This window comes from Paramagnetospirillum caucaseum, from assembly GCF_000342045.1.
Taxonomy (GTDB): domain Bacteria; phylum Pseudomonadota; class Alphaproteobacteria; order Rhodospirillales; family Magnetospirillaceae; genus Phaeospirillum; species Phaeospirillum caucaseum.
This window is the reverse complement of the sequence record NZ_AONQ01000075.1, coordinates 1-20,163: the sequence shown is the minus strand read 5'-3', so window position 1 is coordinate 20,163 and position 20,163 is coordinate 1. Positions and strand designations below refer to the sequence as shown.

The following is a 20,163-nucleotide window of genomic DNA, read 5'->3' as shown; positions in this document are numbered from 1 at the left end:
GCCGACGAAACGCGACCGCTCCGCCAAGGACGACATCAGCATGTGGGAGACCTACATCCTCCCCCGATTTCGTTCGGTCAAGTTGGCAGACCTAACTTCCGCAGATGTCGATGGAATGCACCGCACCATCGGTGAAACCAAAAAAATCAGGGCGAATAGAGTGGTCGAAGTGTTGAGCAAGGCGCTGAACCTTGCCAGACGCTGGGAATGGATCACCAAGAACGTGGCTGAAGGCACCCAGATGTACCCGGAGCACCCTCGCAAACGGTACGCAAGCCCAACAGAACTCACTTATGTGCTGGAAGCTATCGGCAACCATCCTCAGCAAGATTCCTGCGATGCCATCCGCCTTATGATCCTTACCGGGGCCCGCAAAGGTGAAGTCTTCACGACCCGTTGGGAGGATATTGATCTCGATGCGGGGATTTGGTCGAAACCCAGCGCCCATACTAAGCAAAACCAGGACCATATCGCCCCACTGTCTGGCTCCGCCATTCAGTTGCTGAAACGAAGAAAGGAAACTGGCGAAGGACAATGGGTTTTTCCCGGCAGGCTCTCTCCCGATGAGCACATCACGGACGTCAAGAAGACCTGGGATGCTTGCCGAAAGGCAGCCACTTTGGCGCTGTGGATCGAGAACCCTTCCGTCGCATCCATCATCAACAGATTACACGCCGATCTCAAGCGATCGCCGACCATTGAGGAAATCCAGGCGAGAACAAAAGCCCAGAACCTAGATCTCCCCAAAGGTTCACTGGACCTGCGAATCCATGATCTGCGGCACACCTATGCCAGCATGCTGGCCAGCAAAAAGGTCCCCCTGCAGGTGGTCGGCGCCTTGCTCGGACATACCCAGGCGCAGACCACTTTGCGTTATGCCCATCTCTATGATGACCCACTGCGCGAGGCGACGGAATTTGCCGCCACCGCGATCGGCGACATCAGCCGCAACGGGAAATAGAACTCGCCCTCCCGATCTTCTTCACCCGCAGCCGGGGTCGACACCTGCAAGGTGATGCCGATGCTGCCCCCTGCCCTACCTTTCATCACTTTTAACATCCGCCATCAGGCAATTGCTCAACTTCCCTCCGCAGCAACCTCGGCTTTAGCCTTGGACTTCGGCTTTTTAGGGCCACGGGTCCGCCCTAATCCAATCTTCTTGGCCAATTCCGATCGGTGCGCCGCATAGCTTGGAGCCACCATCGGGTAGTCCTTAGCGAGCCCCCACTTGGCGCGATACTCATCAACTGACATAGAGTGCGCAGTAGCGATATGCCGCTTAAGCATCGATTGCGCTTTGCCACAGTCCAGGCAGTAGAGGGCGTCTGGCGTTACCGACTTCTTGAGAGGTACAGCCGGGATTGCACGTTCGGCCTGTGTCGGTGTTGGTGTTCCGGCGCCAATCAGTGAGGTGTAGGTGGTGCGGATCAGATCGGGCAGGTCGGCTACTGCGATCGTATTGTTTCCCACATAGGCCGCGACGATTTTGGCAGTTTGCAGGATGGGGGTATCAGCCATTGACAGCATCCTTGAGAGCCTTGCCGGCGCTGAACTTCGGCGCCTTGGACGCCGCAATCTTGATGGTCGCACCGGTGCGGGGATTGCGACCATCCTTGGCAGCGCGATTGGTAACGCTGAAAGAGCCGAATCCAACCAAGCGCACCTCGTCCCCGGCCTTAAGCGCGGAGGTGATGGCCGCAAACACTGCATCAGTCACTTTGTCGGCATCTGCCTTGGTGCAGCCAGCGAGTTCTGCAACTTTGGACACCAGATCAGCCTTGTTCATAGTTACCTCCCAAAAAATACGTCTAACCGATGTCATAGACTGGCAGGACGGTCAATATGTTAGCGCCTTGGCGTCACTAGCTGCTGGTATTCTGGATCCTTGCAATCAGCACAATGCAAACAATTCCTATTTTTGATAGGTTGCAAATCACGCCTTGTCTTTCCAACCCTCCGGCAAAGCTTCTTCAACCTCATCACGGTTCAAGACCACAATCTGGCGGTGCTCGGGCTTCTGATCAGGGCGATCTTCTTCAATGCCGTTGAGCTTTAGGAAGTAGGGCAGAGCGAGGCTCGGCACGGCTACCCTCAAGATATACGCATCCCCGACAAGATACTCGGCCGCCAAGACCTTCTGGGCGCCAGCCTCTAGTCGCGGATCAATGGCGATCTCCACCTTGATCTCGTCATGCCACTGCGGATCCTTTGAGGCAGCTTCTCCAGCATCTCGCTTTGCCCTGACGTCAAGAATGCGGGTCAGCACAAAATCACCAAACCGCTGATTTTTGAGATCCCAGGCCCGGCAGTGCCAGCGGAATCCGCTATAGACCAATCCGACCGGTCTGATCCATCGCCAGTCCTCCTTGTGGGTGGTGGCCTGATAGCGGATCTCGATCTCCAGACCGTAATGGATGGCGAGGACGACAGGCTGCAGTACCGAGGCCTCTACCGGCTTGCGGGCAATCTTGCGGGCCACTAGGACCGGAGGTGGACTGCCGATCCAGCAATCGCGCCCCCCAGCGGCATCTGCGCTCTCAGGGCAAAGCATTGTCAGATAGCGCGGCGCATCCGGCGCATAGAGGACCGGAACGAAACCCTCATTAGAGCGATATCGCTTTTCCTTGGGCGAATAGGTCATGGCATCCGGGCAGAGACCGTTATAGGCACGGAAATCCACCGAGGCCTGGATATCGGAAATTCCGAAGGCCTGGGTCAGATCACGGCGATTGACCCGCCCCTCCCAATAGAGGCGGAATTCAAGGAATTCCAGGCGCTTCCGTAGCTCCTGAGGCAGGGCATCCAGATCACTCAAAACAAGACCTCCGAATCACATTGACTCGACCACACATCGTCATTATACATAAAGCCACGATGCGTATTGCAGCTATGGGCATTGTGAAGATGAGTGTAGCGGGATCAGCCCTCCTTCTGCAAGGGGGCCATATCAAGGGAGGGCAAAATGGGCGCAGCGGCACATTGGGAATCTCGGATCCAGCAACGGGGCATTCCCGCAGAGGCGATTGACCTTGTCATGGCCTATGGCGAGAGCCAGCACGACCATCATGGCTGCGAAATCATCTACCTCTCAGCTCGCGGCAAGCAGCGGGTCCTGAAGGACGCGGCCAGCAGCAACGTTCGACGTCTCGATAAATTGCTCGATGTCTACGTGGTGGTCGGCCGCAGCGGCATCGCCACCGTCGGCCATCGTTACAAGCGCATTACCCGGCCCTAGCAGGAGGATCTGACCATGACCATCCAACGCTTCGATCAAAAGCTGGTCCATCGTGCCTGGCAGCGCATGTGCTCGGGCCGACGCCTTGACATCCTCGATCCTTCGCCGCTGGAAATCGAGATCGACGATATCGCCCTCGGCCTGTCGCGCGAGGCGCGCTGGAACGGCCAGACCCGTGGTGAGCATGCCTATTCGGTGGCGCAGCACTCCATCTTGGTGACGGAACTGATGGCTTCCGATGTGCCGGATTTGCCGACGGAAGCCCTTCTGGCTGGCTTCCTGCACGATGCACCCGAGTACGTTACCTCCGACCTGGTGACGCCGTTTAAGAAGCACATCGGGTCGGTCTATCGGACCATCGAGGACCGGGTTGCCCGAGCGGTCAGGGTGGCATTCAATCTCCCGGCTGAACTTCCCCAGGAATGGGCCGAAGCCATCGATCGGGCAGATCATGCTGCCGCCTATTTGGAGGCCGTCCATCTGGCGGGGTTCTCCGAGCAGGAGGCCAGAACCCTTTTTGACTTCCGCCGCCGCGCCCCGATTATCGACATTGAGCCGTGGGAAGCCAGGGTGGCTAAAGACCGTTTTCTGGCGGTCTTTGATGACCTTGTAGCCGGTGGCCATGGCTGCCGAACCATCTGGGCGGGTCAGCCGCTCTGGGCCGTACCCGAATTGCAACTGGCCGAGGCTCGGAGCGCATGATGATCTCAGCCAATGACGGCCATGCCGCTGAGGCCCGAAGACTGATCCGGCGATTTGGCGAGGTTGCTCGAACCATCGTGGCCGAGGCGGCAGATGAATATCTGCGTCATGGGGACATGCGCGGCCGCGATGAGCGGTTGCTTCTGCTGACCGAGATTGAGCGCCTTTTGCAGTCCCAATCCGTGGACAGCATTTAATGGTAGGATGACGGTCAATAATTGCCTGAAGGATCATTGATGACGGAAACCGATCTCGACGCTTTGGCGGCAACCTTGGAAGCCTCAGGCCGGTTCCGTGTTCAGCGCCGCATCGAACGACGCGAGCAGGTTCATGCCGATGATGGCATCGCCAAGAAGATCGGCGTCATCGTTGATGTGGAGACCACCGGGCTTGATTTGATCAAGGACGAGATCATCGAACTTGGCATGGTGCTGTTCGAATTCTCCTCTGATGGCCGGATCTTCCGGATCCTTGATGTGGTCGAGGTGTTCCAAGAGCCGACTATCCCCATTCTGCCTGAGATTACCCAGCTCACCGGCATCACCGCCGAGATGGTCGCCGGGCACTCCATCGATGTTGCCGAGATCGAGCGGCTGATCGCCCCAGTCGCTCTGGTGATCGCCCATAATGCCGGTTTTGACCGGCGGTTCCTTGAGCGGCTGATCCCTGGCATCGCTAAGAAGGCCTGGGCCTGCTCCATCGCCGAGATCGACTGGGCCGCTGAAGGCATCGGTGGAACCAAGCTGTTCTATCTGCTGGCCCAGTATGGCCTGTTCCACGATGGTCACCGTGCCGGAGCTGATTGTCTGGCGCTGCTGGAAATTCTAGCCAAGCCTTTGCCGGTTTCCGGGAAGCTTGGATTGGAGCAGCTCCTGGTCAATGCGCGCTGCCCCACGGTCAGGATTTGGGCTGAATACGCGCCCTTCGACTACAAGGATGATCTCAAGCGCCGGGGCTATAAGTGGAACGACGGCTCCGATGGCACACCGAAAGCTTGGTGGATCGACGTCCAGGAAGACGCTCTGGCAGCTGAGTTGACCTATCTGCGGGACGAAATCTATCGCCGGGACATCGCGCTGCCGATGCAGCGGATGACCGCTTTTGAGCGGTATTCGGCTCGAGGAGGAGAGGTGGTGCGAGCCTAGCCGCGCCCACCCAACTTACGGCGACGTTGGTGCTCAGCTTCCGCTTCGGCCGCACAATCGCAGCATGTCGGGGCGGCCGGATTGGCTTGCAGACGAGCGGCCTCAATGGCCTGTCCACAGGCTCGGCAGACGCCTGATGACGGGGCCTTGGGCTGGCGGCTGAGAGCAACCTGGATGGCCATATTGGTCATCAATTCCGCTCGTTCGTTGGCGGTATCAATTTCGTCCACGTTTAGCGCCTTGTCAGTTGATGGCCGGCCCAATAGATAGTGCAAGAATCTGGACGGACAAGGGTTGTGAGGGGCGCTTGGAGCCTATTGGGCGATGATGGTCATGGTGGATAGCGAACCAGATCGCGAAGCGAAACTGGCGGAGATCGTCGCTAAGATCCGCCACATTCTCGTCGGAGATGACCCACAGGACATCGCTGAGGCGGTGCCCCCTGAACCGCAGAAACCGGTGGTAACCGGGATCAGTGTCGCCCGGGCCCATCGTTTAACCCTGTTGGCAAACCATGTGTTCGGCGATGAGGATAAAGCCTGCATTTGGCTGACGGAGCCGCAGGAAAGGTTTGGGGGCAAATCCCTGATGCAATTGGCCGAGAATCCCGCCGTTGCCGATCATATCGAAGAGGCATTGCGGCGGATCCACGAGGAACAGATTTTCAAGGATTAACCCCAAATACACACCCATCGCAGCCCTATCAAATGAATAAATATTGTGAACATATGGCCCATGAATTCGAATTCTGAACAAACCAAAAGCGCACTTGATCAATGCTTTATAGATACAGTTAGGCATTTGCCTCATATAGAGGCGCCAGACAAGCTTGAGCAAGTGACGGAATTGCTTTTGATGGCAATTTTGTCGCGCGAGCCATTGAAGCCATTGCGGGATGCATTGGTTGCTTCTATCCGCCGCACAATAAATGAAGTGCACGGTCGACCTCCAGGTCACGGAAGACGGAACGCCATGAGACTGTCTGCGGTGATGTGCCGAAAGTCTCTGCAGATGGCCAGGATCGCGTCAAAAGTTATCTGAGCTTACGAGGCATGATCTGGCTGAAGGCTAAATCGGCGATGGCGGCTGTCGAAGACTCCATCGCCGATCTTCGCTGGGTGGGATTGGGGATAAGGGGCCTCCCACCCAATTGTGGCCGCTTCATCTGGGGGATGGACCACATGGAATCGATATCTTGAGCAGCCGTCCGGATCAAGATAGCCAGGTACGGCTGGCTTGAGCCATCTCCCCAATGAGGCCATACTGGACTCAATCCAATAAACGAAAGGTAGCGCCATGGCCAAGAAGCCCACTGCCACACATCAAGAACCCACAACCGGCGCTAAGACCCCCAAGCGGTCTGTTCGGGGCCGGTTGGAAGATGGTTCAGCCAATCCCATTGATGTCCATGTTGGAACTCGCACGCGGCTTCGTCGGACCCTGCTCGGTATGAGCCAGGAGAAGTTGGGAGAGGCCATTGGCCTAACCTTCCAGCAGGTTCAGAAGTACGAACGGGGCGCCAACCGCATTGGCGCCAGCCGTCTGTTCGATCTGTCCCGAGTTCTGGATGTGCCGGTATCATTTTTCTTCGATGATATGGGCGAAGACGCTCAGTCCAGTAGCCCAGCGGCGGTGATCAAGGGTGAAGCCGTGACAACTGCGGCCGGTCCGGGTGACGAACGCAATCCCATGGCCAAGCGTGAGACCCTGGAACTGGTGCGGGCCTATTACAGCATCACCGATGAGAGTGTTCGCCGGAAGGTCTATGAACTGGCCAAAACCCTGGGTGGATCTGATAAGACCTAACGGCTCACCCCTCGGGCAGGATGCGTAGATAGTGGCCACTAAGAAGTGCGTGAAGCAGGGCTGTGAGGTTGCAGATACCTGCGCTGTTGGCGCAGAAGCCAGCGTTCCCGAGCCGACTCCTAAACGCACCAGGACCAAATCCAAGGCAGCCCCGCGCAAGCGACCGAATCTGGAGATACCTGCTAAGCCAGAACTGAGCGCTGAACCGCCGGGGGAGTTGCCAGCAGCCAGCGAAGTGCCGGTGCCTTCCGTGCATGCGTCGTCAGTCTGTTTGGCCAAACCGAATTTGGGCGACGTCCAATGAGTTTGTGCGGCTGAAGGGCAGGCCAAATATTAAGCCGACATCGACAGCATCGGTGATACGGGGCGGCGGCACTTACTTCGATGATGAACCCTTGACGCATGCCCCAGACTCGCATTTCAGCCGCTCCGAGTGAATCCACCACGGGGCTCTTCCGTCATGTTTCATCCAATAGCCGAAAGTGCTTCAGACGACGCGAGGCAGATCATTTTCGCGGCCAATCCGTGCTTGGACGGTCTCACGTACCTTGGAAAACGATTCACTGAAGCCTTCGACAATATCATTCTGCTCGATCATTTTCGTTATGTGCTCGAGCGTATAGAACCCGGCTATGACTCTGACGCGGGTGAGAGGATGATATGCTTCAATGCTCGTCACTCGGGATGGCTTAATGCCCTTGAGGCGGTCGGAGCTCGGGTCGACCTTCGTCTCGTCAAGCAGCACCATGGGCCCCTGGGTCGCGTATTCCTGACCTACGACCCTCTTAGCCACTATTATGCTCCCCTAGAGGAAGAGGAAGGTCAGGCCAACGCGCCCGATCTGTACAATGTCGTTGAGAAGCTTATGTACGCAGACTGATGCTCAGGTGATCGAGGACAACCAGTCGTTCGTGCTTTCCGTGCCCGAGAAGGCTTCACCTCCATGTGTGCGATTGATCTTTTCGAACGCCTCATCGGGACGCTACGCGTGGCCCTGTCCTAGGGCGAGAACGTGGAGGGGCGTTCTCGTCTTCTTTGGCCAGCGAGGTTGAACTGGCCGGATTCCTCAACGGCGAGGTGATCCTATCGGACGACGCCGGCCAGGCTAGTTTAGGCTGTGCGTCTCAACGGTATTGCCGACAGTTCGACTTCGCCGCCAGCACTGAACTGGGTCTGCATTACGGCAAAGGCATACCGTTCCTTATCAATGGGACGACGAGCCCGGAGCTTTGCGACTTCATCAGATGTGGGGCGACGCCATTCATCAGACCCGGCGACCGGCATTGCCAGGAAGCTTGATGCCACCTTGATGGCTTGGCGGAAATCGCCAGCGCGGACGATGCAGAACGGAGCCTGATTGTAATCAACGGCGAACAGAACGGATTGGGCCATAGCGGGATCTCCTGTAGCTGATCCCACATGTTCCCCATATGTTCCCGTCACGTCAAGGGAATTTTTCTATTGGGAGCACCCTTGAAGGCTTTTGGAACCGGATGATCACCACGCCGGCGGGATATTTCTCTAGGGCAATCAGACGGAGGTCGATGGCTTTGATGAGGTTAAAATCACCGATATGTAGATCGTGGCAGCGGCAGGCGTTACGGCTCAAGATCGGCGGCAGTGCCGCGCGCTTCCCTTGACCTGGTCCATAGCTGTGGACCACTATGGGCGGAAGCGAAAATGGACCAATGGAGTGGGTCAATGCAGATCAGTGTCAGCGACGCCAAGGGACAATTGCTGGACCTGGTACGCCGGGCCGAGGCGGGTGAGGAGGTTGTTCTGACCCGGCATGGCCAGGACGTAGTGCGCTTGGTCCCCGCCCATGCCAGACCCGATGGGACGGAACGGCGTGCCTTGCTGGAGGAGATGTTTGGCAGCGCCCGGCCGGAGAATGGGGATTTTGCGGCACGAAGCCAGGATTTTCTCTATGACGAGCAGGGATTGCCCCGGTGAGCGATTCGGCGACTGTGGTGGTGGACACGTCGGCGTTGATGGCCATTCTGTTCGGCGAGGAGGCGGGCCTCCATTGCATCACGGTTCTGGCCGAGGCGCGTCAGGTGTTGCTGTCCTCCGCCACTCAGGCCGAAGCCTTGATCGTGGCCGCGCGGCGCGGCCGACGGGCCGAAATGGAAAAGCTGATCGCCCGTCTGGGGGCGGATATCATCCCACTGGCCGATGGTGCCGCGGTGGCCGACGCCTATGACCGCTGGGGCAAGGGCATTCATCCGGCGGCGCTGAACTTGGGCGATTGCTTCGCCTATGCCCTGGCGAAGAACCGGGGATGTGCCTTGCTGTTTGTCGGGGAGGATTTCTCCCGCACCGACATTGCATCCGCAGCAGTCAGGTAGCACACGACTGCCCAACCCGTCGGACTGGAGCCAAATGGCAGCCGATGTTAGGCCTCTGTTTTCGACCAGCGCGATGCCGGATATCGATGCCAAGTCTGAGGTGAAGTTGGCGGGGGTTCGACCTCGGCTCTCTCCGGTTCCGGGCTAACCGCCAGTTCCACTTCAATTGGCTCGGGACAAGTTTTCACCGGCAGCCTAAGTGTCCCAATTTGCGATTTGATGGTGGCGCTCTCCGGCGTGGTGGCGGCCTTCTTCTTGCTGCCGAGACCCGTCTTCACTGCAATCTGCGCCCGACGAAGAGAGTAGTTCGGCGCCACCAAGGGATAGTCCGCGTTCAACCCCCATTTGGCACGATATTCGTCTGGAGATTGGCCATGGGCGACCATGAGATGATGTTTCAGCGATTTGAATCCCTTGCCACAATCCAAGCAAATCAGCAGGTCCGGGCTGATTGCTCTGCTGGGCGAAATGGCAGGCTTCAATTGGACAGGGTTCGGCTGATTTGAATCCAGCGCAATAGCGCTTAGTAACGCTGCGTGGGTTGATCGGATTAGGTCTGCCAAGCCCGCCAGATCAAGGGCATTGCCTCGCAGATAGGCGCAGACGAGACGCGCAGTCGCGAACTTCATGTCGGAAACGGGCATATGTCAGGGATCCCTAGGGGCGTCAGCGGCGCTAGGCCAGATGACGGCCTCAATGCCTAAAAAAGGTGATGATGGGGATCATCTGACACGATGCAGCCTGCGGATCAAGCTTGCGTTATGGAGGGGGCCATTGGTTTGGTTCTGGCGATCACGAAACCGACTTTTGGTTCATGCGTGTTTTCAGAATCGCGGATGGCCGGAAAACCAATACGCGCCGTGGTGTGATCGGGACCTCTTCGCCAGTTTTGGGATTATACCAAGTCCCGGTGAACCTGACTCACGGAGGGCTTCCCAGATAGCGGCCGATCTGATTCAACATGGCAAACATCGGGAGGTTTGCCATGGCGGTTGCGATTGGGCTTCGCGGGGACTTCACGGCCTTGCACCTACGGGAATTGGCGAGGGGGTCACGGTGCCCAGATCAAACTCGGCGACTTCTGTCTTTGGCGGAAATTTACGACGGCCGCTCACGGAGTGAGGCGGCGCGGCTTGGCGGTGTCCGGTTGCAGACGCTGCGGGACTGGGTTTTATGGTTCAACGCCGACGGCCCTGACGGGCTGTTGAACGGCAAGGCCCCTGGCAACGCCTCGATTCTCAATGACGCCCAGCGTCAGGCGCTGGCGGACATCATCGACCAGGGGCCAAACCCAGCGATCCATGGGGTGGTGCGTTGGCGACTGGTGGATTTGATGCAGTGGGTGTTCGAGGAGTTCCGGCTTTCGATCAGCAAGCAGACCATGAGCCGCGAATTACGGCCTCGACCGCTTCAAGGTCTGGCGTTCCGGCAGCAAGGCCCCCACCGAAGCCATCCGCCGCGAACTGCGTCGCCGATCCGCCATCGAACCCGTCATCGGCCACATGAAGAACGACGGTCTGCTCGACCGCAACTTCCTCAAGGGCAAGGACGGCGACCGTATCAACGCCATCCTGTCCGGCGCCGGACACAACTTCCGCCTCCTGCTCAAGTGGCTGAGGCTTCTTTTGTCCCTGATCCTGGAAACCATGTGGGCAATCAGCCGGGAGCGTCAGGCCGTCATCGGGGCTACGTGAGCGAGGCATAACGCTTTTTCACGGACGACTATCTCAGTTGGCCGAAATCGAAATCCTCATGCCGTCTGCGGATCAATCTCCAGACCCCTTTGATCCTTTGACGATCAGGCCAATGCCGAAGATTACGAACAGCCATCCGAAAAAAGTGAACATTCACAGCCAGCCTGATTGTTGCAGAAGCCATCCGTCATTCTGCATGGTCTACCTGCCAGAATTGGTCATCTGTGTGGGGAGGTCGGTCTGCACATGATCCCCACCAATTCCAGATTTCCAATATCCCAATAGAAAATTTACGCGCCCAGTCGCCGTAGGGTCACTAAATCAAACCCAAAAGTGAGCTCTTCCGCCAATGTTCACTCCGCAGCCGAGCTAAAACGGGGTTCAATCCAACAGGATCAAATAAAGGCAGGCCATCAGCAGCACATGGAACATCTGTGTCCGGTTTTGGCACCGGTACCCAGCACAATGAAGCTGAGTGCTCGGATTGCCTGCGGTTGATCAGCCAAAAAGGTAAGCCAACACTCTTGCCGTGTAGCAAACCTGTAGGCAGACTGTATGCTTACTTTTTGCACCCTTAGCATGTATCGCGCCGGGGGAGTCGACGGAGCCCTGAAGTCATAGGGTGCAGTTTGAGGCCGACCAAGGGATAGTTTGAACAATGGACCCGAATTCTACTGAACAAATAGCACACGCCTCGTTCAATCTTGGTCGCCTCGCGATTGACTTTGTTCTCCCCTTCTTCTCTCTATTCCGTGACGAGACAGTGGCGCCAACCATTGCCACCGTCATGGTGTTTTTCGCTATCGTTCTGGCCATTGCGTTCCTGGTCAGCATTGTTCGGTTGACCCGACAGGTCCAGCATCGCGTGAATTTTGTGAGGGGCTGCAAGGACCGGCAGGAGTTCTACACCAAACTCGACGAATTCGACGAGCTAATGGCGAGGAGCAAGCTTCTCAGCCATAGCTGGGATGAATACAAGGAGACCCTGCTCCCACAGAAGCCCGGATCGACCCTCATCGAAAGCACAGTGCGGCCCGGGGATTTCATCAATCTCACGGAACTTGAGCATTCGGGGCTAAAGCTCAAGTGGTTCCACAACATCCCGGGCATCTTCGTCGGCGTCGGCCTATTGTTCACCTTCATTGGCCTAGTGGCGGCTTTGTTTTTCGCCTCCCAGGCCATCCATGCCGTGGGCGGCGACGGCGTCGATGCGGCAACGCAGACCGCAGAGATGCAGAAGGCGCTCAGCCAATTGCTGAGCACTGCCACCTTCAAATTCTGGACGTCTATCGCCGGTCTTGGCAGCTCCATCGTCCTGGGCATGCTGTACCGTTTCTTGGTGCGCTCGCTGGACCGCTCGCTGGATGCCTTGTGCCGCCAGATTGAGCGCTGCACGCTCACCGTGACGCCCGAAGTCCTCGCCAACCGGCAGCTCGACGAACTTCGGGAGCAATCCTCGCAGCTCAAGGAATTTACCGGCCAGCTTGCCTTCAATCTTGGCCGGGCGCTGGAGGAAGCTCTTCAGAAGGCCATGCCGAGCGTCATCACATCGGCAATGGAGCCCATGGGCCACAAGGTCTCCGAGATCACCTCCAGCATCAACAATCTGCACCAAGCGATGCCGAGCGTGATGAGCGACGCCATGTCGCCGGTGGCTGAGAAGTTGGGCTCCCTGACCCAGAACATGGCCCAGGAATTTGGCTCCGTGGTTTCCGAGAACGCGGGTGCCGAAATCCGCGAGACGGCAAAGGCGTTGGTTTCCGTCAAGGACGCACTGCTGGAAGCATCCAAGCATGTATCCGGAAGCGGCAGCGGCCTGTCGGACCAAATCGCGGAAGCCGCCGGAGACCTGCGCGCCGCCGCCAAGGCCATCACCGACGGCATGGCCGGGATTACCGAGACGGTACGCGCCGACGTCGACAAGACCAAAGATACACTGAACGCCCAACTGCTGGCTGCCACGGAAGGCGTGAGCAGCGTTGCGGATGTCATCCGCGCCAGCTTGGCTGATGTGGGCGGCAAGATGCGTACCACCACCGAGGAAGCGGGCTCAGCTTTCAGCAAGCAGATCGCCGACGCGGTGGCGCGCATAGAGACAGGGACCCAGGCCAATGCCACTGCCATCCAGCAGACCCTCACTCAGCTGCGGGACATGACCGCCAGCGCCACCGGCAGCATGGCCTCGGAGACTAATGCGGTTGTGGCGGCTATGCGCCAGACCGCGGAGCAGATGGCTCAGACCGTCGCAGAAATCACCACCCAGATCCGCCAGGGTTCACAGGAGGGCGTGACCGGGCTCACGGAACACTTGGTCAAGGCGGCCGAGGACATGCAGGAGGCGTCAAACCGAAACTCTGAGCGCATCAGCGATGCCGTGGACCGTATCATTGCCGCGGGCAACAAGGCCGAGGCCGGTGTCGGCGAGGCGACGGCCTTTGTGGCCAAGACCATGGAGGTTCGTGGTGCCGAAGCTGCAGCCAAGGTCGTGTCCGGTGCCGATCAGGTGCTGACCGACCTTAAGGGAAACATCCAGGATCTAAGCGGCAGCATCACCGAACTCTGGGAACGCCTGGACAAGGTCACCGGGGCCATGGGCACCGTCGAGGGCAAAATCGGCCTGCACGCCCAGGCTCTGGACGACGTCAATCGGGCCGCCAAGGGAACAGAAACGTCCCTGTCGGCGGCGGCTGCGAGCCTCATTGAAGCTGGACATCCTCTCAATCAGGCCACCCAGGCACTCAGGGAAAGCATCGACAGGTCCTCACGGTCCGTGGAAGCCACAGCTCAGACGTTGAGCGAGACGCAGCGCCAGAGTTCGGCGCTCTCCAAGGAGATGGCTCACACGTTGTCCGAGCTTCAGGCCGTCTGGAACCGCCATTCGGGCAGGTTCGACAAGGCGGACGAGAACCTGGGCGCCGCCGTTATCAAAATCATGGACATCGTGGACAAAAACACTACTAGGCTCGACGAGCAGGTCAAGGCCATCGACAGCGGCTTGGCTAGGACAGTCGGCATGTTAGCAGGCAACATCGAGGAGCTGCAGGAAGCTGCCAACGAGTTCCACGAAGTGACCAAAGGCTTGGATAGCGCCGCCAAGTCCTTGGAAAAGGCAGCGTCTAGACAGGGTGCCGGGTTCCGGTGATTTAAGGATACTGCCAGATGGCTATTCGACGCCGCCACGCCCCCGCCGATCAAGAAGATGAGGGGTTTTTTGTCAGCATGACCGACATGATGGTTGGTATGCTGTTTCTTTTCATCCTGATGCTCATGTTCTTCGCACTGAAGTTTAATGAGGCTTCAGTTCATTTCACAGAGACGACAAAGGACCTGACCACCGCCGAAGACACTCGGAAGGCCATCCTGGAGAACCTGCAGAATTCGCTCAAGAGCCAGGGCATCCAGGTTGAGATTGACATCGAGAACGGCATACTCCGCCTACCGGAAAGCATCCTGTTCCCGACCAACCGGGCGGATTTGACCAGCCAGGGCGTCCAAGCAGTGGGCATCCTTGCCCGCGCCCTCGGTGGCGTGCTGCCGTGCTACACGCACATCGAAGGACGCGAACGGCCAGCAGATTGCCCGGAGTCGAAGCACACCGTCGAGTCGGTGTTTGTCGAGGGGCACACGGACAACACCGGCAGCAACGGGTTGAACTGGAACCTGTCGTCTCAGCGAGCCCTAAACACCTACCAGACGCTCATCAACGAGAACTCCGTGTTGGAGCGGCTGCATAACACCCGGTCGCTGGCTGTTTTCGGCATCTCCGGCTATGGCCAACATCGGCCGGTCCAGCCCAACAACACGACGGCTCAGAAAGCGCAGAACCGCCGCATCGACCTTCGCTTCATCATGACCACCCCAAAGGCCCCCGGCGTGGAAAAGGTCGAGAAGCAGGTTGAGGAGCTCGCGCGATGAACTTCGAGGACGCGCTTGCGAAACTCGCCGCCTGGTCCCCGAAAAAGGTCGCCTTTCCTCCGACCCCCGTGATGGTCCATGAAGCCAACGCAGTGGCCAAGCGGCTGCGTGAGGTAAGCGCCTCCGTCAATCTTATCGACCTTGATGACCTACGCCGTCGGCTGTCACAGGCCAGGTCCGCCGGTGACTGGACTTCCATTTCGACCCGCGATTGGCGTTACGTTGCGGACTGCCTGGGTGCCGGGCAATCTCCCCTGGTGGATGACGCAGGATTCCTAGATGAGTACCTCGCCCGCCTGAAGGATCAGTTGTCCAGACGAGCGATTTCCAGACTGATTCGCTACTATGTCACCCATTTCGACCCCGCCCACCAGGGCCTCAGGAAGATAGCTGCATTCCTCCAGGTGGCCGTCGGTCAGTGGCAATGGCAATGGTCTGATAAGGAAGCCGTGGACATGTTCGACGTGTCCAATGCTCCGAGCCAATTGGCGAAGTATGTGCGGCGGTCCAAGGAGATGCCCGCCGCCGACGCCATGGAGGCAGCCGGACTTGGCGGCACGCTGTACGGCTGTAAGCTCGCGGGCCACGCCTACATCGCGGCGGCGAATGGTCTGAAGACCTTCATCAGCAACAACCCCTCCTCCCTGCCAGCGATCCGGCGCTTTGCCAGTTGGGGCGTCGTAGACAGCCGCTTCGCTTTCGACGGCACCTCCGGTGCCGCCGCTCGCATGGCAGAGGCGATGCTTCTCCCTTGGGTAGACCGCCAGCCACCGGACGACGTTCGGAGCTTTATCGAGAGCCACCTTCTGGCGCTCCTGCACGACCTCCGCATTGAGCGCTCCCGGTGGCTTGACGTCGCCGAGGATGCCAAGCGGGTAATGCGCCGCTGGCTGACCCGCGCATCGCTGGAACAGTTCCTTGACGTCGTCGACCGCACTGCCCAGACGCATATGTGGGCCGCCCGGCGGAAGTTCTGGAACGCCTATTACGAGAACAAATTTATGCTGGAAGCGTGGGTGGCCTTCGCAAAGGATGGAGCCGACTTGGCGAAGCGCTTGGCGGCAGAGAAGGAAAATCCCGCTATCGGAAATTTCGGCTTGCTGGAGTCAGGGGCGCGAGACAAAACCCAAGCCGTTCTCATCATGCAAATCGGCGAGCTTCTCGTTGCGGACTGGAGTCACAACGGCAAATGCCACGTTTGGTTATCCGGAAACCCAAGCGCGCCAAAACTCTACCGCTCATACAGCCGTGAGGACTTGGTCACCGGTTCCGATTTCGAGAAAATGCATCTTGGCGCATGGCAGAGCGATGTGCATGAGTACATTCGCCGAAACACTGGCATTCGGATGATGAGCAGGGACTACATGTAATGGCTCGGCAGCACTTCACCTGGGAAATGGCCGAAGACGGCATCCTTCTCCGCCTGCATCGGAGGAAGATTCTAGGGTCACGCATTGTGCCAGTCGACCAGTGGACGGATGCTATCGAGCCTCAACATCTGTTTGCGGTCGGCAGCCTGCTCAAAATGCTCGACTACGACGATGCTGCAGGGCCGTTGGTTCGGCACGAGAGCGACGGACTCTGGGTGCGGGACGCGGTCGTCGCGTCCATGTCCAGCGCCCATGCGCAGGCACTAGACCTGCCGAGCCCCACTTCTCTGATTTTGGGCCTACAGTCACGCGGGAACCTAGCCCAGCGCGACTTTACCGTCACGGCCCAGTGGCTTGAAAGTACCTCTGTCCCGGCCTGGCGGGCTTCCGCCAGCGGATGCATGCTCAAGCATGGCGGCCAGACCTACCGCATCCCGGAACCGCTGTTTTCCATCTGGCACGGCGTTGCGCTATTCAACAAAACCGCTGGTGACGATGACAACGTTCGTTTCGCCCATCTTGCCTGTCTTCGAGAGCTGATTCCGGACGGGGACGGCGAACAGGTCTCGACCGACGCCTACATTCGAAACACCAAGATCGTTCATGCGGCGGCTTTTTCCCTTCGTCTTCAAACCGGGAAAAACGGCTTCCAGGTCGACCCCGTGCTGTTTGCCCGCAAGGTCAAAGATGCCTGGGCGGAAACAGACGGCGAGGCGTCCATTAGCGAAGCAGAAAGCCTGCTGCCTGAGGCGTTGCAGGAGGTCTTTTCCAAAACCCGCTTCCCCCAGTGGAACGACTGCCGTGACCGCTATGGCCTGGGCAGCCACCACTACGTCTACATCGAGCCCGGTCTGCAAAAGGCGCTCAGCGTCGTGCGCAAGGTGCAGACATCAGACGTCGATACCAGGCGGAAGTTCGCTCGGAACCCTCAGGCTTATTTGAAGGAGGCCCTGGCCGATGACGCGGACACCGCAGAGACAGTCGAGCACCTGTTCGTGGCGACGGAGCAATATTCACAGCGCGTTATCGACCTAGGCATCTGGCAGCCGGCCGTTCTGCCATGGCTCAAGCGTGAGCCTAACACTTGGCTCCCAGAGCGGTTCGGCATTCAGATCGGCGACAAGCGCATTGAATTGGGCCCCAGCGACATTGAGCCAGCCCGCCACGCGGTCTCGACGGCAATCGACCAGGGGGCCGAAACCGTCGCTCTCAACGGCCAAGACGTCCCGGCGAACCGCAGTACCCTTGATGCCCTAAACGCCCTCATGGGCTTCGCCACGCCGATCGGCAAGGACGAGGACGACGAAGCCCAGGGGCCGGATGAACAAGGCCAGGATGACGCCAAGCCGGAGCCTGTGCCACCCGGGAAGATGTTCCTCATCGTCGACGAAAACTACGAAGAAGTCTCATATCACCGGAACCTGTCGTCCCGCGTGCCTGAGGGCTCAGGTGGCGTTCCTCCATCGCTGCTAACATCCTTAAAGCCCCACCAGGAAGAGGGGCTGACCTGGCTCCAAGCCGCATGGCGGCAGGGTTTTCCCGGCGTCCTCCTGGGCGACGACATGGGCCTAGGCAAGACCCTACTGGCGCTTGCATTCATGAAATGGCTGGCGGACATCCGGGCTCAGCACAGCCTGGAGCGCTTGCCTATGTTGGTCGTTGCCCCGACCGGCCTGCTGGCCAACTGGAATGCCGAACATGACCGGCACTTGAGCTTTCCGGGTCTCGGTCAACCTTTGAAAGCCTATGGCAGCGAGTTGAAGCAGCTCCGGGCCAATAGCGGTCGCGACGTGGACTTGGGTCAGCCGCTCTTGAATAGCACGAAGTTGCAGGAAGCAGACTGGGTTCTAACCACCTTCGAAACCCTTCGTGACTACCATCATTCTTTCGCCAAGGTCCGCTTTGCAGCTACGGTCTACGATGAAGTGCAGAAGATCAAGAATCCTACATCGCAGCTCGCCCGCGCGGCCAAGACCGTTAACGCAGACTTTACGCTGGCAATGACGGGAACGCCGGTCGAGAACCAGTTAGAAGACTTGTGGGCCATTCTGGATGTAGCCTATCCAGGCTATCTGCCGGAGCTTAAAACTTTTTCCAGCGAGTTCCAGCCCGATGACTTGGACGCACTGAAGCGCCTCCGGGCGATACTGTTGGACCCGGTGGGCAGCGCGCCCCCCGTCATGATCCGGCGCATGAAGGCTGACAAGCTCGAAGGGCTGCCGGAAAAGGAAGCGGTGGCTATCCGACAGGACATGCCACCGAAACAAGCCGATAGCTACGCCGAGATCATCACCCGCGGGCGCCAGGCTTCAGGCCCAGGCTCCATGCTGGAGATACTTCATGCCATGCGCGGCGTCTCGCTGCACCCCATAGACCCGCTGCAGGCCGGCGGAATTCCGCATGACGACTACATCGCTTGGTCTGCTAGGCTATCGAAGACATTCGAGATACTTAGGGCAATTGCGGAAGCGAAGGAGAAGGCGCTCATCTTCGTTGAGAGTTTGGACATGCAGGATGTCCTATCGGCGATGATCAAGCGGGAATTCAAACTTCCCCGCATGCCCATGCTCATAAATGGGACGGTCAGCGGCGATAAGCGCCAGCGTGCGGTCGATGATTTCCAGAAGCTCCGGGGCGAATTCGACGTGATGATTTTATCCCCCAAAGCGGGGGGCGTCGGCCTGACCTTGACCGCGGCCAACCACGTAATTCATCTATCTCGGTGGTGGAACCCAGCAGTTGAAGACCAGTGCACCGACCGTATTTACCGTATCGGCCAGACGGCCACGGTGGTCCGTGTCTACTACCCCATGGCAGTTCACCCGGCAATCGGAGACAGTAGCTTCGACGTTAAGCTCAATGACCTATTGGAACGAAAGCGGAGCCTCAGCCGCGACTTGCTTATGCCGCCAGTTCTTCCCGGCCAGGACGAATCGACACTGTTCCGTGACACCGTCGGGGCCGCAGCAGGACAGCATAGTGCGGACGAGGTCGACCTGGGTGAACTGGACCGCATGACATCCACCCAATTCGAGAACTGGGTCCTGCGACGCCTTCAGACGAAAGGTTACCGCTCTCTCCGCACGCCCCAGACCGGCGACGGCGGTGCCGACGGCATTGCCGTCCATTCCACCACCGGCCAACAGCTCATCGTTCAGTGCAAGCATCGCCAGAGCCGTTATTGCAATGCCGAGCCCGTCGATGACCTGTTGCGCGCCAGAGATGCCTATGGCCACCCGGAGGCGCGTCTTATCGCCGTAACAACTGCTGAGTGTTATACCTCACAGGGAAGAGAGCGAGCCGGGCGACATGGCATTGAATTGGTGGCCCGAGCAGGCCTCCTCACATTCCCACGAATGTAAAGCGGGCGACTATGATTGCAACGGAGAGAGCGATCGTGAGCGCGGTTCTATCTTGACCTCAGACAGAGCAACCGTCGGCCAAATCAGAAACATGGGGAGCAACCATTTCATCCGACTTTTCCCCGATGGACGGCCCATTCGCCCTTGATCTGGGCAAGAATAGCCAAATTTCGGTCCAAACGGTATCCGGAACGGCGCCATAGCGGTCCCAATCGCCGCAAGATCGCCCCTCGACCATCTTGACGGGCACCTTGCCCCATCCCGGCGAATTCATCGACCCTTACGATTAGCCGTGCTTCCTACGATCTAGAAATTCAGATAGTCTTCCCCTCCCAAGGGGGGAACCACGCAGAATGGGAGCCGACAGAACACGCGAGCTCGGGCTGATACGCGACGTCATCGCAGGCGTGACCGCAGCGCGCAGGCGCTTCATCGCGGTCGCTTCTGAACCGGCATGGAAAGCCTGCAAGCTGCTCACCTGCGACGAAGACGAAGCAGGGAAGGCCTTCGAAGATTTCATGGATGCCTTGCGCTCCGACAATTTCCGCAAACTGGGCTCCTACGACGGTCGCTCATCGTTGGAAAC

At 58.5% G+C, this 20,163-nt stretch carries 20 protein-coding genes and 4 pseudogenes; 16 read left to right on the top strand and 8 right to left on the bottom strand.

Translation table 11 applies throughout. The features are described 5' to 3' along the window. A partial coding sequence (locus tag H261_RS19395) for a tyrosine-type recombinase/integrase (protein ID WP_008620928.1) occupies positions 1–961 on the top strand: 961 nt, incomplete at its 5' end. A 116-nt stretch (positions 962–1,077) separates the two neighbouring features. Here the strand turns inward: H261_RS19395 and H261_RS24075 are convergent. The 3 genes from H261_RS24075 to H261_RS19385 form a co-directional block, all read right to left on the bottom strand. Beyond that, positions 1,078–1,518 (bottom strand): MucR family transcriptional regulator, encoded by a 441-nt coding sequence (locus H261_RS24075; RefSeq protein ID WP_008620922.1) that lies wholly within the window; start codon positions 1,516–1,518, stop codon positions 1,078–1,080. Then, complete coding sequence (locus H261_RS19390) at positions 1,511–1,786, bottom strand: HU family DNA-binding protein (RefSeq protein ID WP_008620921.1); 276 nt, start codon at positions 1,784–1,786, stop codon at positions 1,511–1,513. The genes H261_RS24075 and H261_RS19390 overlap by 8 nt, the downstream gene beginning before the upstream one ends. A gap of 147 nt (positions 1,787–1,933) precedes the next feature. Then, complete coding sequence (locus H261_RS19385; RefSeq protein WP_008620920.1) at positions 1,934–2,815, bottom strand: WYL domain-containing protein; 882 nt, start codon at positions 2,813–2,815, stop codon at positions 1,934–1,936. Between the two features lie 147 nt (positions 2,816–2,962). Between H261_RS19385 and H261_RS19380 the strand changes: the two genes are divergently transcribed. From H261_RS19380 to H261_RS19365, 4 genes are read left to right on the top strand one after another with little or no spacing between them, the layout of a single operon-like run. Then, positions 2,963–3,235, top strand: a complete 273-nt coding sequence (locus H261_RS19380) for a hypothetical protein (RefSeq protein ID WP_152426986.1) — start codon at positions 2,963–2,965, stop codon at positions 3,233–3,235. A 15-nt stretch (positions 3,236–3,250) separates the two neighbouring features. Beyond that, on the top strand, positions 3,251–3,937 hold the full coding sequence (locus H261_RS19375; protein WP_008620918.1) for a YfbR-like 5'-deoxynucleotidase: 687 nt from the start codon (positions 3,251–3,253) through the stop codon (positions 3,935–3,937). Further along, positions 3,934–4,134, top strand: coding sequence for a hypothetical protein (locus H261_RS19370; protein WP_008620917.1), 201 nt, complete (start codon positions 3,934–3,936; stop codon positions 4,132–4,134). Before H261_RS19375 ends, H261_RS19370 begins: the two co-directional genes overlap by 4 nt. 39 nt (positions 4,135–4,173) lie before the next feature. Further along, positions 4,174–5,082, top strand: a complete 909-nt coding sequence (locus H261_RS19365) for a 3'-5' exonuclease (RefSeq protein ID WP_008620915.1) — start codon at positions 4,174–4,176, stop codon at positions 5,080–5,082. Here the strand turns inward: H261_RS19365 and H261_RS24070 are convergent. Beyond that, positions 5,079–5,264 (bottom strand): TraR/DksA C4-type zinc finger protein, encoded by a 186-nt coding sequence (locus H261_RS24070; protein WP_235062988.1) that lies wholly within the window; start codon positions 5,262–5,264, stop codon positions 5,079–5,081. The genes H261_RS19365 and H261_RS24070 overlap by 4 nt on opposite strands. A gap of 142 nt (positions 5,265–5,406) precedes the next feature. Here H261_RS24070 and H261_RS19355 point away from each other — a divergent pair, with 142 nt between their 5' ends. Next, the gene (locus H261_RS19355; protein WP_008620912.1) at positions 5,407–5,757 is read left to right on the top strand and encodes an MbcA/ParS/Xre antitoxin family protein; all 351 of its coding nucleotides are present in this window, start codon (positions 5,407–5,409) and stop codon (positions 5,755–5,757) included. 621 nt (positions 5,758–6,378) lie between these two features. Continuing rightward, positions 6,379–6,888 carry a helix-turn-helix domain-containing protein gene (locus H261_RS19350; protein ID WP_081609009.1) on the top strand — a complete coding sequence of 170 codons (510 nt, stop codon included), beginning with the start codon at positions 6,379–6,381 and terminating at the stop codon, positions 6,886–6,888. 487 nt (positions 6,889–7,375) lie between these two features. Here the strand turns inward: H261_RS19350 and H261_RS24955 are convergent, their stop codons facing one another. Beyond that, positions 7,376–7,636 carry a hypothetical protein gene (locus H261_RS24955; RefSeq protein ID WP_152426985.1) on the bottom strand — a complete coding sequence of 87 codons (261 nt, stop codon included), beginning with the start codon at positions 7,634–7,636 and terminating at the stop codon, positions 7,376–7,378. A 362-nt stretch (positions 7,637–7,998) separates the two neighbouring features. Further along, on the bottom strand, positions 7,999–8,280 hold the full coding sequence (locus H261_RS24950) for a hypothetical protein (RefSeq protein ID WP_008620909.1): 282 nt from the start codon (positions 8,278–8,280) through the stop codon (positions 7,999–8,001). A 309-nt stretch (positions 8,281–8,589) separates the two neighbouring features. Between H261_RS24950 and H261_RS19335 the strand changes: the two genes are divergently transcribed. After that, entirely contained in the window at positions 8,590–8,841 is a 252-nt protein-coding gene (locus tag H261_RS19335) for a type II toxin-antitoxin system Phd/YefM family antitoxin (RefSeq protein ID WP_008620908.1), read from the top strand. Then, positions 8,838–9,236, top strand: coding sequence for a type II toxin-antitoxin system VapC family toxin (locus tag H261_RS19330; RefSeq protein WP_008620907.1), 399 nt, complete (start codon positions 8,838–8,840; stop codon positions 9,234–9,236). The genes H261_RS19335 and H261_RS19330 overlap by 4 nt, the downstream gene beginning before the upstream one ends. Positions 9,237–9,283: 47 nt before the next feature. Here H261_RS19330 and H261_RS24065 read toward each other — a convergent pair whose 3' ends face one another. Both H261_RS24065 and H261_RS24060 read right to left on the bottom strand, forming a co-directional pair. Then, positions 9,284–9,880 (bottom strand): MucR family transcriptional regulator, encoded by a 597-nt coding sequence (locus H261_RS24065; RefSeq protein WP_081609008.1) that lies wholly within the window; start codon positions 9,878–9,880, stop codon positions 9,284–9,286. Positions 9,881–10,028: 148 nt separating this feature from the next. Then, positions 10,029–10,133: pseudogene (locus H261_RS24060) on the bottom strand (HU family DNA-binding protein); the annotation flags it as partial. 64 nt (positions 10,134–10,197) lie between these two features. Here H261_RS24060 and H261_RS26215 point away from each other — a divergent pair. The 7 genes and pseudogenes from H261_RS26215 to H261_RS19300 form a co-directional block, all read left to right on the top strand. Continuing rightward, positions 10,198–10,614: pseudogene (locus H261_RS26215) on the top strand (helix-turn-helix domain-containing protein); the annotation flags it as partial. A gap of 64 nt (positions 10,615–10,678) precedes the next feature. Continuing rightward, a pseudogene (locus H261_RS25530) lies at positions 10,679–10,930 on the top strand (hypothetical protein); the annotation flags it as partial. Between the two features lie 658 nt (positions 10,931–11,588). Next, the gene (gene zorA / locus H261_RS19320) at positions 11,589–14,072 is read left to right on the top strand and encodes an anti-phage ZorAB system protein ZorA (protein ID WP_008620904.1); all 2,484 of its coding nucleotides are present in this window, start codon (positions 11,589–11,591) and stop codon (positions 14,070–14,072) included. Between the two features lie 17 nt (positions 14,073–14,089). Beyond that, a complete protein-coding gene (locus H261_RS19315) occupies positions 14,090–14,845 on the top strand; it encodes an OmpA/MotB family protein (protein ID WP_008620903.1) in 756 nt (251 codons plus the stop codon). Continuing rightward, positions 14,842–16,215, top strand: a complete 1,374-nt coding sequence (locus tag H261_RS19310; RefSeq protein WP_008620902.1) for an EH signature domain-containing protein — start codon at positions 14,842–14,844, stop codon at positions 16,213–16,215. The genes H261_RS19315 and H261_RS19310 overlap by 4 nt, the downstream gene beginning before the upstream one ends. Beyond that, positions 16,215–19,577: an SNF2-related protein gene (locus H261_RS19305; RefSeq protein WP_008620892.1), complete on the top strand. Its 3,363-nt coding sequence runs from the start codon at positions 16,215–16,217 to the stop codon at positions 19,575–19,577. Before H261_RS19310 ends, H261_RS19305 begins: the two co-directional genes overlap by 1 nt. Before the next feature lie 353 nt (positions 19,578–19,930). Beyond that, positions 19,931–20,163, top strand: a pseudogene (locus H261_RS19300) (hypothetical protein); the annotation flags it as partial.